General features: G+C 66.0%; 15 protein-coding genes. 8 read left to right on the plus strand and 7 right to left on the minus strand.

Annotated elements, in window-relative coordinates:
- From GM1_RS06170 to GM1_RS06190, 5 genes are read left to right on the plus strand one after another with little or no spacing between them, the layout of a single operon-like run.
- The gene (locus GM1_RS06170; RefSeq protein ID WP_008377429.1) at positions 1-1,257 is read left to right on the plus strand and encodes an MCE family protein; all 1,257 of its coding nucleotides are present in this window, start codon (positions 1-3) and stop codon (positions 1,255-1,257) included.
- Complete coding sequence (locus tag GM1_RS06175) at positions 1,254-2,531, plus strand: MlaD family protein (protein ID WP_008377430.1); 1,278 nt, start codon at positions 1,254-1,256, stop codon at positions 2,529-2,531. The genes GM1_RS06170 and GM1_RS06175 overlap by 4 nt, the downstream gene beginning before the upstream one ends.
- Positions 2,531-3,955, plus strand: coding sequence for an MCE family protein (locus GM1_RS06180; RefSeq protein WP_008377431.1), 1,425 nt, complete (start codon positions 2,531-2,533; stop codon positions 3,953-3,955). The genes GM1_RS06175 and GM1_RS06180 overlap by 1 nt, the downstream gene beginning before the upstream one ends.
- Positions 3,919-4,809 carry an Rv1363c family protein gene (locus GM1_RS06185; RefSeq protein WP_008377432.1) on the plus strand — a complete coding sequence of 297 codons (891 nt, stop codon included), beginning with the start codon at positions 3,919-3,921 and terminating at the stop codon, positions 4,807-4,809. Before GM1_RS06180 ends, GM1_RS06185 begins: the two co-directional genes overlap by 37 nt.
- Positions 4,809-5,405, plus strand: coding sequence for an Rv1363c family protein (locus GM1_RS06190; RefSeq protein WP_008377433.1), 597 nt, complete (start codon positions 4,809-4,811; stop codon positions 5,403-5,405). Before GM1_RS06185 ends, GM1_RS06190 begins: the two co-directional genes overlap by 1 nt.
- Positions 5,406-5,488: 83 nt before the next feature.
- On the opposite strand, the gene GM1_RS06195 is transcribed toward GM1_RS06190, so the two are convergent.
- The 5 genes from GM1_RS06195 to GM1_RS06215 form a co-directional block, all read right to left on the minus strand.
- Positions 5,489-6,175, minus strand: coding sequence for a hypothetical protein (locus tag GM1_RS06195; RefSeq protein ID WP_008377434.1), 687 nt, complete (start codon positions 6,173-6,175; stop codon positions 5,489-5,491).
- 56 nt (positions 6,176-6,231) lie between these two features.
- Positions 6,232-7,533, minus strand: a complete 1,302-nt coding sequence (locus GM1_RS06200; protein ID WP_008377435.1) for a sensor histidine kinase — start codon at positions 7,531-7,533, stop codon at positions 6,232-6,234.
- Positions 7,530-8,213, minus strand: a complete 684-nt coding sequence (locus tag GM1_RS06205; RefSeq protein ID WP_008377436.1) for a response regulator transcription factor — start codon at positions 8,211-8,213, stop codon at positions 7,530-7,532. Before GM1_RS06205 ends, GM1_RS06200 begins: the two co-directional genes overlap by 4 nt.
- Positions 8,214-8,310: 97 nt before the next feature.
- Positions 8,311-9,768: an aldehyde dehydrogenase gene (locus GM1_RS06210; RefSeq protein ID WP_008377437.1), complete on the minus strand. Its 1,458-nt coding sequence runs from the start codon at positions 9,766-9,768 to the stop codon at positions 8,311-8,313.
- A gap of 85 nt (positions 9,769-9,853) precedes the next feature.
- Positions 9,854-10,159, minus strand: a complete 306-nt coding sequence (locus GM1_RS06215) for an antibiotic biosynthesis monooxygenase family protein (protein WP_008377438.1) — start codon at positions 10,157-10,159, stop codon at positions 9,854-9,856.
- A 48-nt stretch (positions 10,160-10,207) separates the two neighbouring features.
- Between GM1_RS06215 and GM1_RS06220 the strand changes: the two genes are divergently transcribed.
- On the plus strand, positions 10,208-11,008 hold the full coding sequence (locus GM1_RS06220) for an alpha/beta fold hydrolase (protein WP_008377439.1): 801 nt from the start codon (positions 10,208-10,210) through the stop codon (positions 11,006-11,008).
- A gap of 3 nt (positions 11,009-11,011) precedes the next feature.
- Here GM1_RS06220 and GM1_RS06225 read toward each other — a convergent pair whose 3' ends face one another.
- Complete coding sequence (locus GM1_RS06225) at positions 11,012-11,908, minus strand: HhH-GPD family protein (RefSeq protein WP_008377440.1); 897 nt, start codon at positions 11,906-11,908, stop codon at positions 11,012-11,014.
- Between GM1_RS06225 and GM1_RS06230 the strand changes: the two genes are divergently transcribed.
- Entirely contained in the window at positions 11,907-12,563 is a 657-nt protein-coding gene (locus GM1_RS06230; RefSeq protein WP_008377441.1) for a carbonic anhydrase, read from the plus strand. The genes GM1_RS06225 and GM1_RS06230 overlap by 2 nt on opposite strands.
- 81 nt (positions 12,564-12,644) lie before the next feature.
- A complete protein-coding gene (locus tag GM1_RS06235) occupies positions 12,645-13,376 on the plus strand; it encodes a hypothetical protein (RefSeq protein WP_008377442.1) in 732 nt (243 codons plus the stop codon).
- 7 nt (positions 13,377-13,383) lie between these two features.
- On the opposite strand, the gene disA is transcribed toward GM1_RS06235, so the two are convergent.
- Positions 13,384-14,481, minus strand: a complete 1,098-nt coding sequence (gene disA, locus GM1_RS06240; RefSeq protein WP_008377443.1) for a DNA integrity scanning diadenylate cyclase DisA — start codon at positions 14,479-14,481, stop codon at positions 13,384-13,386.
- Positions 14,482-14,513: the final 32 nt, after the last annotated feature.

The raw sequence follows: 14,513 nt of genomic DNA on the forward strand, positions 1-14,513 counted from the left end.
ATGCGGATCTCTCGCCGTGTATGGGCGACCGTCGCAGCAGTCGTCGTTCTAGCTCTCGTCGCCGGTGGTGTGTGGTTCGGCGTCCAGCGCGCCACCACCCGCACGATCACCGCGTACTTCGCGACCGCGGCCAGCCTCTTCGAGGGCGACTCGGTCCGTGTCATCGGTGTGCCGATCGGCAAGGTCACGTCGATCGAACCCCGCTCGGGTGATGTCAAGGTGACGATGCGGGTCGATCGGAGCACTCCGATTCCCGCAGACGTCCGCGCCGTGGTCGTCGCGCAGTCGCTGGTGTCCGGACGATTCGTCCAGCTGACCCCCGGCTACACGAAAGGGCCGGAACTCGAAGGCGACGCCGACATTCCGATGGAGCGGACTGCCGTCCCCATGGAGTGGGACGACGTCAAGAAGCAGTTGTCGGAGTTGAGCACCGCGCTCGGTCCGAAGGGCGCCGATCGCGGCGCCGCTTCGCGTGCCGTCGACGTGTTCGACAAGAATCTCTCGGGCAACGGCGAGGCGATCGCAGAGTCGATCCGGCAGATGTCGACGGTCGTCGGCACGCTCTCGGACAACCGCGACGACGTGTTCGGTGCGGTCAAGAGCCTGCAGAAGCTCACCGAGCAACTGTCGACGAGTCACGAGCAGCTCGTTCAGTTCAACGGTCGGATGGCGTCGGTCAGCTCCGTCCTCGCGGGCAGCAGCACGGAGCTCGGTGACGCGATGACAAATCTGAACGGCGCGATCAGCGACCTCGAGGGCTTCCTCGGGGAGAACAGCTCAACGGTGGTCTCCACTGTCGACAAACTCGCGCAGCTCACCGGAACCCTGAAGAAGAAGGACGAACAGCTGCGAGGCCTGCTGCATTCGGCGCCCACTCAGCTGGCGAACTTCTTCAACATCTACAACCCGCTGACGGGCTCTCTCGACGGCGTGTTCGGGCTCGGCATGGGCAACAACCTGATATCGCTGCTCTGCGGCACGTTCCAGTCGACTGCGCGCCCCGGCGACACCAAAGTCGATGTGGAGCAGTGCGTCGACCTGCTTGGGCCGATCATGAAGGACATCGTCGTCAACTACCCGCCGTTCATGGCGAATCCGGTGATCGGCCGGACCGCGAGGCCCGACCAGATCACCTATCAGAACGCCGATGTGCGGGCGCGCGCTCGCCAGGGTGTGGTGGAGCGAGACAAGGCGAGTCGTGCCGCGATGCCCGACCCGTTGACCAAGCTGCTCGTCCCGTTCGGAGGTGAAGGATGATGCGCAGACGTACTCGCGTCGTCGCTCTGGCTGCCGGACTCCTGCTCCTCGCACCGGTTGCCACAGCGTGCAGCGGCAATCCCGTCACGTCCTTGTCGTCGATCGGCGCCGAGGGCACCGGTGCGGGCGCGTACACGATCAGCGCGCGGATCCCGTCCGCCGCGGGTCTCGTCCGCAACGCCCCGGTGATGATGAGCGACGCGACCATCGGCAGTGTCGGTGACATCGCCATCAAGGACTGGAGTGCTGAGATCACGCTCCGCCTCAACGAGGGTGTGAAGATCCCGACGGGTTCGCACGCCATGATCGGCATGACGAGTGTGCTCGGCTCGTCGCATATCGCGATCGTGCCGCCGGAGAAGAAGACCGGACAGTACTTGTCGGCCGGTGGCAGCCTCTCGCTGCCGAACTGCCCGAAGCAGGGAAACATCACCAAGCCCGCCACGAAGCCGGTCGCCGACATCAACTCGGCCCAGCAGGTGGACCCGTGCATGTACCCCACGACCGAGCAGGTTCTCAGCTCGCTGTCGGTGGTGCTGAACGGTGGCGGTCTCTCGCAGGTCGGCGACATCGTCCATGAGTTGAGCAATGCGCTCGGCGGCAACGACGAGCAGATCCGTTCCCTCATCCCGAGGATCAACACGCTCGTCAACGATCTGAACGGTCAGACCGACAACATCATCTCCGCGATGGAGGGGATGGATCGGCTCACGCAGGCGATCAACGATCAGACGCCGACCGTCCAGCGTGCGCTCGATGCGGGTCCGGAGATCCTGCAGTTGCTCGTCGACCAGCGGACGAACCTCACGACTGCGCTCGACAACGTCGGCGACCTGTCGGCGACGGTGAACGACGTGCTTCGTGAGAACGGCGACGACTTCAAGACGATCGTCCCGAACATGCGCAAGCTCATGCAGCAGCTGTCGATGACCGGGCCCGCGCTCGCGAATTCACTGCGGATCCTGCTCACGTTCCCGTTCCTCGAAGACAAGATCCCGACCATCGTCAAGGGCGACTATGTGAACTCCGACCTCGTTCTCGACCTGACGTGGAGCCGTCTGAACAAGACGATGGTCGCCTCGGTCACGAACCCGGAGGGTGTCACCGGCAAGCCTGCGAACGGCGCAAAGCGTGGCAGTGATCCGTTCAAGGCGCCGCTGATCCCGGGCATCACACAGCCGAAGATCAAGGACCCGGCGAATCCCACACCGGGTGAACTGACGCCGAAGTCGTCGAAGACGCCGTCCACCACGAAGAAGAGCGGTGGCAACTGATGAAGATCACTCGTTTCGTCCGCATGCAGTTGGCGATCTTCAGCGTCGTCACCGTCATCTCGCTGATCGTGATGGCCGTGTTCTACATCCGCATCCCGCAGATGTTCGGTGTCGGAAGCTACTCCGTTCAGGTGGCCATGCCGAGCACCGGTGGGCTGTACCAGAACGCCAACGTGAGCTTCCGCGGTGTCAACGTCGGCAAGGTCTCCGGGGTGCGTCTCACCTCCGACGGCGTGGTCGCAGACCTGACCATCGACTCGGGCACCGACATCCCAGCCGACTCGGCCGTCGCGATCCGCAGCGTCTCCGCTGTCGGCGAGCAGTTCGTCGATTTCACGCCGCCGGCCGACCCGTCCGGATCGATGCTGTCCGACGGCGCGAAGGTGTCGACCGAAGACGTCCCGGTTGAGATCTCCGCGATGCTCGACCAGGCCGACAACCTGTTGGCCGACGTGGACAATTCGAAGGTTCGGGCGGTGATGGACGAGGCTTTCGCAGCGTTCAACGGCACCGCGGACGAGCTGCAGCGGCTGATGGACTCGATGGTCCTGTTCGTCGGCGCGATGAACGACAACGTCGACGTCACCCTCGACTTGGTGCGCCAGGCGGGTCCGATCCTCGCGACGCAGAACCAGACTGCCGACGCGATCCGCAGTTGGACGGCCGATCTGACCAAGGTCACCGATCAGCTCCGCGCGAACAACCCCGATATCACCGACATCCTGCAGAAGGGCCCGGGTGTCGCGAATCAGGCCAAGAGTCTGTTCGACGACATGGGGCCGGGATTTGAACTCGGCATGTCGAATCTGCGCGTCGCAGCGAAGACGATGGCGGTGTATCTGCCGAACCTTCGTCAGACGATCGTCCTGTACCCGCGGGTGCTGTCGGCGCTGATCACGGCCATCAACACCGGTTCGAACCGGCACGGCGCCAACGTGAACTTCACGCTCGGCTTCCAGGACCCGCCGACCTGCACAGTCGGCTTCCTTCCTGCCGACCAGTGGCGCTTCCCGTCGGCGACGACACCGCAGGACCTTCCGCCGGGACTCCTGTGCCGTCTCCCGCAGGACGCGCAGAGCTCGGTTCGCGGCGCCCGCAACTTCCCGTGTGTCGAGTTCCCCGGACGTCGTGCTCCGACGCCCGCGGAGTGCCGGACCGGATTCGTTCCGTCCAAGCGCGACAACGTCGCGCTTCCGAACGGGTTCCCGGGAACCGACCTGCCGCGTCAGCCCGCCGGTCACGTGGTGCCCGCGACGCCGTCCGACTACGACGCTTCGCCTGCCACGTACGCGACCACGTACGATCCGGAGACGGGGGAGTTCATCGGCCCGGACGGCAAGAAGTACAAGACGCAGTCCGCAGCTGACAACAGCAACCAGAAGACGAAATGGTACGAACTGATCACGAAGACGGTGAAGTCCTGAAGCCGGAATCCGACGGCGTCGCCAAGAAGACTGCGGGAACGGTCCGCAAGTCAAGCCCTGTCTCGCGGCGACGCAAGTCGTCCGGCAAGGCGGCTCCGGCAGTCCCCGAGGAGACAACTGACCTCGTTGAACCGTCTGGCGACGACGACGTGTCTGATCAGGTCTCCGACGACGACGTGGTGGCAGATGACGCCGCAGCGGAGGTCGTCGAGAAGCCGAGCCTGGAGAAGGCGGGCCCGGACACGTCCGAGGACCCGGCGTCCGACGAGGACGGCGACGATGCTGCGTTCACTCCCGCGCAGGGCGTGTCGTACCGGGCTCGTCGTGCATCGACGAAGTCCTCGGTCGCGGCGCCGTCCATCAAAGGCGGGTGGCTTCCGGCCATCGGAATGGCCGTGGCCGCGGTTCTCGTCGTGGTGTCGATCGTGCTGACGGCGGTGTTCCTGAACGAGTCGTCGAAGATCAACGATCAGCGTGAACTCCGCGCGAGCTACGACCAGTTCGCGCAGGAGGTGATCGTCAAGATGACGACGCTCACCAAAGACAACGCCGACGAGATGCTCCAGTTCATGAAGGACAACACGAGCGGCCGCGCGCAGCAGCAGTTCCGTGAGTCGATGAAGCAGGCAACCGACCTGATTCGCGAAGACAACATGAAGACGACGACCACCATCGTTGCATCCGCGGTTGAGAAGGCAGACCAAGATTCCGGCTCGGTGCTTGTGGTGTTCGTCTGGGAGGGCACCGCCCCCGAAGCGCCGGAGAAGCCCGAAATGCAGTCGTTCCGCTCGCGTGTCTCCATCACCCGAATCAACGACGCGCTGAAAATGACGAACATCGAGTGGGTCAACTGATGTCGAAGTCCAAGATGTTCATCATCGGCGGAGTGGTCCTCACGCTGATCTTCGTCGCCTCGGCGGTCTTCACCGGTGTCCGCTACTGGAGCTTGAACGCCGAGGAGAAGGCGCGCGAGACCGCACTGTCCGCGGCCACCGAGTATTCGGTGACGATGTTCTCGTGGGATTCGAAGACAGTGTCCGGAAACATCAACGAGGCCATGGGCTTCATGACCGGTACCGCGAAAGATGAGTACCAGAAGCAGGTCGTCGAGAACGACATCGCGACGACCGTCAAGGCGCAGAAGATCGTCACCACGGTGACCGTGCAGGGCGCCGCCGTGATGACCAACACTCGTGACACTGCGAAGGTCTTGGTCTTCATCAACCAGTCGAGTACCCGGAACACTGTCGAAGACGTCCAGATCGACCCGAGTCGTATCGTGTACGATATGGTCCGCCGTGACGGGAAGTGGCTGATCACGAGCATGGACATCTTGAGCGACGATTCGCTCAGTTCGCGGGTCCAGAAGACGGACGAGCCGCCGTCGGGCGCTGTCCCCATCCCGTCCGCGGCGCCGAGCGCACCGGCGTCGCCCGCTCCGACGTCCTGACTCTTGGCAGGCGTTCCCGCAGCATTCAATGACAAACGAGGCATGCATGCATGCCTCGTTTGTCGTCGGGTACCGCGTTCCGACTAGTCGTCCATGTCACTGCTGACGACCCTGAGGTCGTCCGCGAGTTCCACGTCGGCCTCGCGTCCGTCAGCGAGTCGCACACCGACCTCGTATCGGACTCCGCGGTCGTCGCTCGACGAGATCGACTCCACGCTGCCCCCTCCGACGGCGGCCGTCGCGGCCGCGGCGACTGCATCGAAGCGGTCGAGGTCGAGCACGTCGCCGGGGTCGTCGGTCGAGTCGGGCGACTCCTTCACGACACCGCCGTCCGCGCGGACGTGCACGTCCTGCTCACGGCCGTCCGGCAGGCGCACTTCGACGTCGAATCCGTTCCTATCCACGTCAACGGATGTGGCGCCGTCGGCGCCGGTCGCGGCGACCGCAGCCCGCGCGGCGTCCCGCAACGCGGCGACACTTGTCGTGGCCTTCTCCTGATGCTCCGATCCGTCGTCGACGTCATCTGGATCAACGTCGTCGGCGATGCTCGACGTCTCGGAGACGGTGACCGCGGTGTCGTCCGAGTCGGAGGACAGCGCATACGCCACACCGCCACCGGCCAGGAGCGCGACGACCACTGCCGAGCCGATGAGCGCAGTGCGTCGTCGAGTCGATCCCGATGCGGGCGACGTCGGTCCCGGGCCGCTTGGGTTCGGAGTCGTCGTGGGGTCTGCTTCGGGCAGAGGGCGGGTGTCTTCGTTCTCGTTCATGCGTCCATCCTCGCGTCGACGCGCTTAACGAGTTCTGAAGCGACCTGAAGGTCCTTTCAGGGTCGACCGTCGCCAGGAAGCGTCACCGTGAGGAGCGCGCCTCCGCCGGAACCGTCGGAGACCACGACGTCGCCGCCGTGACTGCGGACGATCTCCCTGGTCATCGCGAGGCCGAGACCGCTGCCGCCGGAATCGCGAGCTCGTGCCTCGTCCAGACGAGTGAACCGGTCGAAGACCCGCTCTCGGTGTTCGAGCGGGATGCCGGCACCGTCGTCCTCGACTTCGAGGCGTACGTCCCCGGGGCCTGCGCTCAGCCGGAGCGTGACCGTCTGTGACGCGTGGCGGGCGGCGTTGTCGGCGAGGTTGCGCACGACACGACTGAGCAGAGCTTCGTTTCCCTCGACCCGCGCGGCCCCGACACCTCGCGTGTCCACATCGACGCCGATGCCCCGGAGCCGACGCGCTTCGCTGAGTACGATGTCGTCGAGGTCGACCGCGTTGACCGTGTGACCTCGATGTTCGTCGAGCCTCGCGAGAATCAGGAGTCCCTCGACGAGATCCTGCATCCGGGCGCCCTCCGCCAGCACCACTCCGCTGAGTTCGGAGAGGGACGTCGACGACGGGTGAACATCCGCGACCTCTGCGTGCTGTCGAATCGTGGCCAGCGGAGACCGCAGTTCGTGCGACGCGTCGCTGACGAACCTCCGTTGCGTCAGCCGAGCCTGCTCGATCCGGTCGAGGAGTCGGTTCATGGTCGACGCGAGTTCGCCCAGTTCGTCGTCTCGCCCCGCCTCGACACGATCCGCCAGATCGTCGGCGCCGATGGCGTCGACTTCCCGGCGGAGGCGCTCGACGGGGGCGAGTGCACGCCCGCTGACCACCCAGACCACGATGCAGATCAATACGACGACCGACGGGACGCCTGCCGCCAACAGGACGGTGGTCGTGCTGACGGAATCGTCCACGTGATCGAGTGGCCGTGCGACGGTCAGGCGCCCGCGTTCGGTGTCGTCGGATGCGGCGAGGAACGAATCTCCGTCGACAGTCACTCGGGACGGCGTCTCGCCGACGGAGGGAATCGACGAGGCGTCGTCGTCGTTAGCCACGGGAGTCGGGCCGTCCAGCCTGACCAGGAGATCGTCGTCGATCGACCGGACGGTGTCGGGATCTGCCTCTGCGCGGTCGCCGATGGAGTCGAGATCCTGCTCCAGCGCGACTGCCACGCCGTCCGTCAACGCGTCCCGGACGATGATGACAGTCGAGACGGCTGCGACGCCGAGTACAACGGCGGTCACCGCGAACGCGCCGGCGGTCACCCTCGCGCGGATCGATCGGGTGATCCGCGGACGGGCTTTCACTTCTGGCCCCCGTTCGCTGACAATCGGTAGCCGGTTCCGCGGACCGTCTCGATCGACTCGCGGCCGAACGGCCTGTCGATCTTCGCCCGCAGATGGGCGACGTAGACCTCGACGATGTTCTCGTCACCGTCGAAGTCGCCGCCCCACACGTTCGCGATCACTTCGCGCCTGGACACGGCTTCGCCGCGGCGTCGGAGGAGGTAGTCGAGCACAGACAGCTCACGGGCGGTGAGCGACAGCTCGACCTCGCCCCGAAAGACGCGTCTCGCAGCCGGATCGAGCCGCAGATCACCAGCCGTGAGGATCGGTGGCCTCTCTCGGCCGCCGCGGCGCACGAGCGCGCGGAGACGGGCGACCAGTACGGGATGGGAGAAGGGTTTGGTCAGCCAGTCGTCTCCGCCGGTGTCGAGTCCCTCGACTTCGTCCCACTCGCCGTCCTTCGCGGTGAGGAACAGGACGGGAGTCCACACGTCGTCTGCCCTGAGCGTCTGGCACACCCGATAGCCGCTCATGCCGGGCATCATCACGTCGAGAACGATCGCGTCGTAGTCGCCGTCGGTCGCGCGGCGGACACCGTCGAGTCCGTTGTGTGCGACGTCGACGACCATCCCCTCTGCCTCGAGGCCGCGACGGATCCCGTCGGCGAGCCGGACTTCGTCGTCGACGAGAAGGATCCGCATGATCACCAGTCTGACCGAGAACGCCTGAAGCGAGCCTGAACGAACGCTGCGCGGCACACCGGGTGGTGTGCCGCGCAGCGATTCCTGTGCGTGAGGCTTACGCCGAGGTGTAGCCCATCGGCATGAGGATGGCCTTGTGCTCGAGGTAGCTCTCAAGCCCTTCCTTGCCGTTCTCGCGGCCGATGCCGGACTTCTTGTAACCGCCGAACGGCGACGACGGGTCGATCGCGTACCAGTTGATGCCCATGGTGCCGGTGCGAACCTGCTTGGCGACCTCGACGCCCTTCGCGACGTCGGAAGTCCAGACCGAACCCGCGAGTCCGTAGTCGGAGTCGTTGGCGATCTTGATGGCCTCGTCGACGTCGTCGTACGCGATGACGCTGATGACCGGGCCGAAGATCTCCTCACGAGCGATCGTCATGTCGTTGGTGACGCCGGTGAAGATGGTCGGGCCGACGAAGTTTCCGGTCCCGACGGTGGGAGCGTCGACTTCGAGGACTGCGGTCGCGCCCTCTTCCTTGCCCTTCGCGATGTAGCCGGTCACCTTCGCGTGCTGCTTCTCGTTGATGATCGGGCCGAGCTTGGTCTCCGGATCGGTGGGCAGGCCGGGAGTGAAGGTCGATGCCACGGCGACCATCGCGTCGACGATCTCGTCGTGACGTGACCGGGGGACCAGGACGCGGGTCTGGGCGACGCAGGCCTGTCCCGAGTTGAGGATGCCGGAGAAGACGAGCATCGGTGCGCTGGCGGCCGCGTCGGCGTCCTCCAGGACGATGGCGGCCGACTTGCCGCCGAGCTCCAGCGAGACACGCTTGAGCTGCTCGCCACAGCGCGCGGCGATCGACTGGCCGGCGAGCGTTGAGCCGGTGAAGGTGATCTTGTCGACGTCCGGGTGGTCGACGAGGGCCTTTCCGGTCTCGACGCCGCCGGGGACGATCGAGATGACTCCCTCGGGAACGCCGGCTTCGCTGAAGATCTCGGCGAGCATGTTCGCATTCAGCGGGGTCTCCGGGGCGGGCTTGAGGACCACCGAGCAACCCGCGGCGAGGGCCGGGCCGAACTTGTTGCAGAAAAGGAACAGCGGAACGTTCCACGCGATGATCGCGCCGACCACGCCGACGGCCTCGCGAACCACCAGGGTCTCGCCGAACATGCCGGTGCGGGTCTCTTCCCACTGGTACGACTCCGCGGCGTCTGCATACGCCGCGAGGCAGCCGGTTCCGGCGAGCTGCTGGAGGGTGGCGACGTCGCCGGGGGTGGCGCCCATCTCCGCCGAGACGAGTGCGCCGATCTCTGCGCCGCGCTCATTGATCAGCTCGACTGCACGACGGATAACCGCAGCTCGCTCGGCCGGAGGTGTGTTTCGCCAAACGCCCGCGTCGAACGATTCGCGCGCTGCGCGGACGGCGTTGTCGACGTCCGTCGCATCCGCGGACGGGACCGACCCGACCTTCTCGCCGGTTGCGGGCGAGAACACCTCCAGCACTTCGGTGGAGTGCGGGTCCACCCACTTTCCACCGATGTACAGCTGTGTGGTCTCGATCGGGTCGGTCATGCGTGCTCCTGGGATCGCGAGGGGTTTCCTCCGATACTAGAGCACAGTTAGAACACGTTCTAGAAAAAATCTTGTTGAGATCGATTCAGGCAGTCGGTTCGACGTCGATGACAACCTCGAACTCGAGCAGGCTCGCGCCGGTCGCGACGGGCTTGCGATCACCGGAATGGGCGGCGCGTGCGTCGCCGCCGGCCCACGCTTGGAAGCTCGCCTCGTCCTCCCACTGGGTGACGACGAAGTAGCGGTCCTCACCGTTCACCGGCCGGAGGAGCTGGAACCCCAGGAAGCCTGCCGCGCCGTCGACGGTGCCGGCACGCGCGGCGAAGCGCTTCTCCAACTCGGGGCCTGCACCTTCGGGGACGCTGATCGCGTTGATCTTCACAATTGCCATGCAGCCGACGCTACGCGCAGCCGCGGCGGGCCGATAGGGTCGAACGCTGTGAACCCCGACTCGCTCGATGCGCCCGCGATCGCCGACACCGGCCTGCTCGATCACGGCGGTCTCGACGTCGCCGACGGAGGCTTCGGAGCAATAGTCCTGGTCCACGGTCTGATGGGGCGCGGCCGCACGTGGCGACGTCAGATCCCGTGGCTGCGCGACTACGGGCGAGTGTTCACGTTCGACTCGGCGAACCACCAAGGCGCCGGTTCGATCGACGCGTCAGACATCTCGACCGAGCGGTTCGTCACCGATCTCGCAGAAGTGATCACGTGGATCGATCGTGGCCCCGCAGTGCTGATCGGGCACTCGATGGGCGGCTTGCACGCCTGGTGCACGGCAGCGGGCTACCCGGAGCTCGTGTCGGCGCTCGTCGTCGAGGACATGGCGCCCGATTTCCGCGGACGTACCACCGGTGCCTGGCAGCCGTGGTTCAACAGCTGGCCCGACAGGTTTCCCGATCTGCAGTCGGCCGTGGACATGTTCGGGGACGTCGCGGGTCGCTACTTCTACGAGGCCTTCGACGACGGACGACTGCACGGCTCGATTCCGGTCTGGGCCGACATCGCCGAGGAGTGGGGGACGAGGCACTTCTGGGATCAATGGGCTGATGTCGCAGTCCCGACGCTCCTCCTCGAAGCTGGTTTCTCGGTGACGCCGCCGGGGCAGATGGCGGAGATGGCCGCGCGTAAGCCGTCGGCGTCGTACGTTCGGGTTGATGGAGCGGGTCACCTGGTCCACGATGACGCGCCCGGCGTGTACCGAGGCGCGGTGGAGGCGTTCCTGAGCGACCTCGGCTGAGTCTCAGCCCTCGCCTGCGAGGGCGAACAGGCCGTCGTCGGTCAACTCGATGAGACCGTCGACGAGCAGGGAGTCGAGGGCGCGAGCGCGTTGGCCGGGGTCACGCTCCCACGCGAGGTCGAGCGCTGCTCGTTCCACCGGTCCGGACGTTCCGCGGAGCACGTCGAGGAGTCGTCCACGCGCCTGGCGGTCGGTGCCCTCGAACTTCTGGACCTTCCGTGCGGGGCCTTCGTGCTCGGGGCGACCGAGCCGAACCCACTCGCATGTCGGTTCGAGCGGGCACTCGTCGCAGCGAGCTTCACGGGCGGTGCACACCAGTGCGCCCAATTCCATCAGCGCGGCCGAGAACCGCGGAGTCTCGGGTGCGGGGTCGCCGTCCGCGGTCCGCGGGAACAGTGCCTCTGCGTCAGTGAGATCGCGGCGTCCCGGATTGCCTGGATGCTGTCTGCCGTGGACGGCGCGGGCGATCACGCGGCGCACATTCACGTCGACCACCGGCACCGACTGCCCGTAGGCGAAACAGGCGACGGCACGTGCCGTGTAGTCACCGATGCCGGGGAGCGCCAGAAGGGTGTCGACGTCGGACGGGACCACGTCGTCGTACTGGTCGGCGAGGACCTTCGAGCATTCGTGGAGTCGCATCGCGCGGCGCGGGTAGCCGAGCTTCCCCCACGCGCGGACCACTTCGCCCGTCGACTCGGCAGCCATGGCCGACGGCGTCGGCCAGCGCTCCACCCATCGCGTCCACGGTTCGATCACCCGTGCGGCGGGGGTCTGCTGAAGCATGATCTCACTGATCAGGACGTGCCAACCGGTCAGATCCGTCGAACGCCACGGAAGGTCGCGTTCGGCGGACCCGAACCAATCCAGGACTGTGGCCGGTGGCACACTCGATGTCATGAAGGATCTCACCCCCGCGCAGGCTTGGACAGTTCTCAAGGAAGGGAACCAGCGATTCGTCGAGAGTCGCCCCATCCACCCGAGCCAGGGTATCGCCGACCGTGAGGCGCTCGTCGATGGCCAGTCGCCGCACGTGGTGCTCTTCGGCTGCGGCGACTCGCGCCTGGCCGCCGAGATCATTTTCGATCAGGGACTCGGCGACATGTTCGTCGTCCGAACTGCGGGTCACGTCCTCGACTCGGCGGTGCTCGGCACCATCGAGTACGGGGCCGACATCTTGAACGTGCCGCTGATCATCGTGCTCGGTCACGACAGCTGCGGCGCGGTCGGTGCGACCCTCGACGCCCTCGACAATCTCAATCTGCCCGGCGGCTACGTCCGCGACGTCGTCGAGAAGGTCGCGCCGAGCATCCTCGCCGGCCGCAGCGAAGGGCTCACCGAGTACTTCGAGTTCGTCACCCGCCACGTGCAGGAGACCAGCCGTGTCCTCATGCAGCGCAGCCGCATCATCGCCAAGCGGGTCAAGGACGGCGACCTCGCCATCGTCGGTCTCAGCTACCGTCTCGAAGACGGCCAGGTGCACCTCGTCGAGGTCATCGGCAACATCGGCGAACAGCCCGAGACCGACCCGCGGAAGGCCGGCGCGGGAGAATAACCCGCCGCGGCGTCGACGAATCCGCGACACGCCGAAGTTCGACGCCGCCGTGCGAGGCTCGGCGGCGATACCGTTGCAATCGTGATCGAACCACAGGGACCCCTGCCTTCCGAGGTGTATTGGCGTCGCCGCCTCGTGGCGGTCGCCGCTGGAGTGGTGGCGATCGTCGTAGTCATCGCCTTGATCATCTGGGCGGGCAGCTCCTCCGACGATTCGGCGCCGAAGAACGCGGCCGCCGCATCGTCGACGTCGTCGAGCGCGGTGGCACCACCGCCGCCGCCTGCGTCGAGCACTCCGGGACCGACCACGAGTGAGCCGGTCTCCGGCGGTGGAGACCACGGTTCTGACGGGGGCCCGAGCAGCACTGCACCCGCGCCGCCTCCGCCCGCGGACCCGGCGCTGCAGAACGCGTGCGCCGATCAGAGTCTCTCGGTGGTCCTGTACACCGACAAGCCGACGTACACCGTCGGGGATCAGCCGGTGTTCACCGTCGTCGTGACCAACGGCGGACTCAGCGAATGCTCGCGCGATCTGGGAAAGAACGCGCAGAACGTGGTCGTCCGCTCACTGGACGGTGCGCGGACGTTGTGGGCGGCACAAGACTGCGCCCCGGACAAGACGGTGAACAACCAGCTTCTGCAGCCGGGCCAGCAGTTCAGCGACACCATCACCTGGTCGGGCACGACGAGCAGCGCGGGCTGCAAGAAGCCCCGCGTTCAGATCCCCGCAGGCGGCTACCAGGCCGTCGCCAAGATCGGCGAGAAGGAGTCCGCGCCGATCACGTTCAACGTCGTCAAGCCCGCCCAGCAGTAGGGAAGTTCTAGTCGAACCGCTCGAGCGAGCTCTCAGCGAGGCGTGAGAGGCCTTCTCGGATGTGCCTGGCCCAGATGCTGCCGATGCCTTCGACTGCTTCCAGGTCGGCGGCACTGCTCGCGAGGAGCGCCTGCAGGGTGCCGAAGTGACGGACCAGGCGATCGATGTGCGCGAACTGGAGTCGCGAGATGCGTGCGAGCAGGCGGTAGCCGCGCGGACTCATCGCAGTGTCCTGCGCTTCGAGAGTCGTGGGGTAGCCGAAAGCGCCCGCCACCATGGTCAGGTCGAGGAGATCGACATCCGACAACGACTCCACCGATTCGAGGATCTGGCGCACCTGTTCGGTGCCCGCAGCTTCGGGTGATGCGTGGTAGTCGCGGACCAGCAGCTCACGCATCGTGTCGTTGTCGCTGATCAACTCTTCGAGCTGCAGCGCCACCTGGCGACCGTTGACGCCGAGCTCGAGCACATACTCCTCGATCTCGACCGACACGCGCCGGACCATCTCCATGCGCTGCGCGGCGCTCATCGCGTCGCGAAGCAGGACGTAGTCCTCGATCTCCGCGCGAGACAACTGAGAAGACACCTCGTCGAGGCGGGATTTGTACCGTTCCAACGTCGACAGTGCGACGTTTGCACGCGACAAGATGGCGTCGGGGTTCTCCACGACTCGACGCTGCCCGTCGGCGTACACGCTGACGATCGACATCGACGAACTCACCGAGATGACCGGTACCCGCATCTGGATCGCGGTCCGCTCGGCGGCACGATGGCGGGTGCCGGACTCTTCGGTCGGGATCGACGGATCGGGGACCAGCTGGACGTTCGCGCGGACGATGCGGCGGCCGTCGGCGGACAGGACTACCGCGCCGTCCATCTTCGCCAACTCACGAAGTCGGGTGGGAGCGAACTCGACGTCGAGGTGAAATCCTCCGTCGCAGATGCGTTCCATGTCGTCGTCGTATCCGACGACGATCAGGGCGCCGGTCCCGCCGCGCAGGATGCGTTCGAGGCCGTCGCGCAGTGCGGTTCCCGGCGCCACCCGACGCAGCGTCTCGCGCGTCAGATCGGCGCGGTCGGCGTCGGCATTTGACGTGTCGTTCATCGCACCTCGGCAATCGTGGGACTTGAGGTTCC

The sequence above is a fragment of the Gordonia malaquae NBRC 108250 genome (genome assembly GCF_000344135.1).
Classification (GTDB): domain Bacteria; phylum Actinomycetota; class Actinomycetes; order Mycobacteriales; family Mycobacteriaceae; genus Gordonia; species Gordonia malaquae.

Bases quoted from the DNA above. Each gene is read 5' to 3' on its own strand.
- GM1_RS06170 (WP_008377429.1), top strand. From the start codon at position 1: ATGCGGATCTCTCGCCGTGTATGGGCGACCGTCGCAGCAGTCGTCGTT.
- GM1_RS06175 (WP_008377430.1), top strand. From the start codon at position 1,254: ATGATGCGCAGACGTACTCGCGTCGTCGCTCTGGCTGCCGGACTCCTG.
- GM1_RS06180 (WP_008377431.1), top strand. From the start codon at position 2,531: ATGAAGATCACTCGTTTCGTCCGCATGCAGTTGGCGATCTTCAGCGTC.
- GM1_RS06185 (WP_008377432.1), top strand. From the start codon at position 3,919: ATGGTACGAACTGATCACGAAGACGGTGAAGTCCTGAAGCCGGAATCC.
- GM1_RS06190 (WP_008377433.1), top strand. From the start codon at position 4,809: ATGTCGAAGTCCAAGATGTTCATCATCGGCGGAGTGGTCCTCACGCTG.
- GM1_RS06195 (WP_008377434.1), bottom strand. From the start codon at position 6,175: ATGAACGAGAACGAAGACACCCGCCCTCTGCCCGAAGCAGACCCCACG.
- GM1_RS06205 (WP_008377436.1), bottom strand. From the start codon at position 8,213: ATGCGGATCCTTCTCGTCGACGACGAAGTCCGGCTCGCCGACGGGATC.
- GM1_RS06210 (WP_008377437.1), bottom strand. From the start codon at position 9,768: ATGACCGACCCGATCGAGACCACACAGCTGTACATCGGTGGAAAGTGG.
- GM1_RS06215 (WP_008377438.1), bottom strand. From the start codon at position 10,159: ATGGCAATTGTGAAGATCAACGCGATCAGCGTCCCCGAAGGTGCAGGC.
- GM1_RS06230 (WP_008377441.1), top strand. From the start codon at position 11,907: ATGAAGGATCTCACCCCCGCGCAGGCTTGGACAGTTCTCAAGGAAGGG.
- GM1_RS06225 (WP_008377440.1), bottom strand. From the start codon at position 11,908: ATGACATCGAGTGTGCCACCGGCCACAGTCCTGGATTGGTTCGGGTCC.
- disA (WP_008377443.1), bottom strand. From the start codon at position 14,481: ATGAACGACACGTCAAATGCCGACGCCGACCGCGCCGATCTGACGCGC.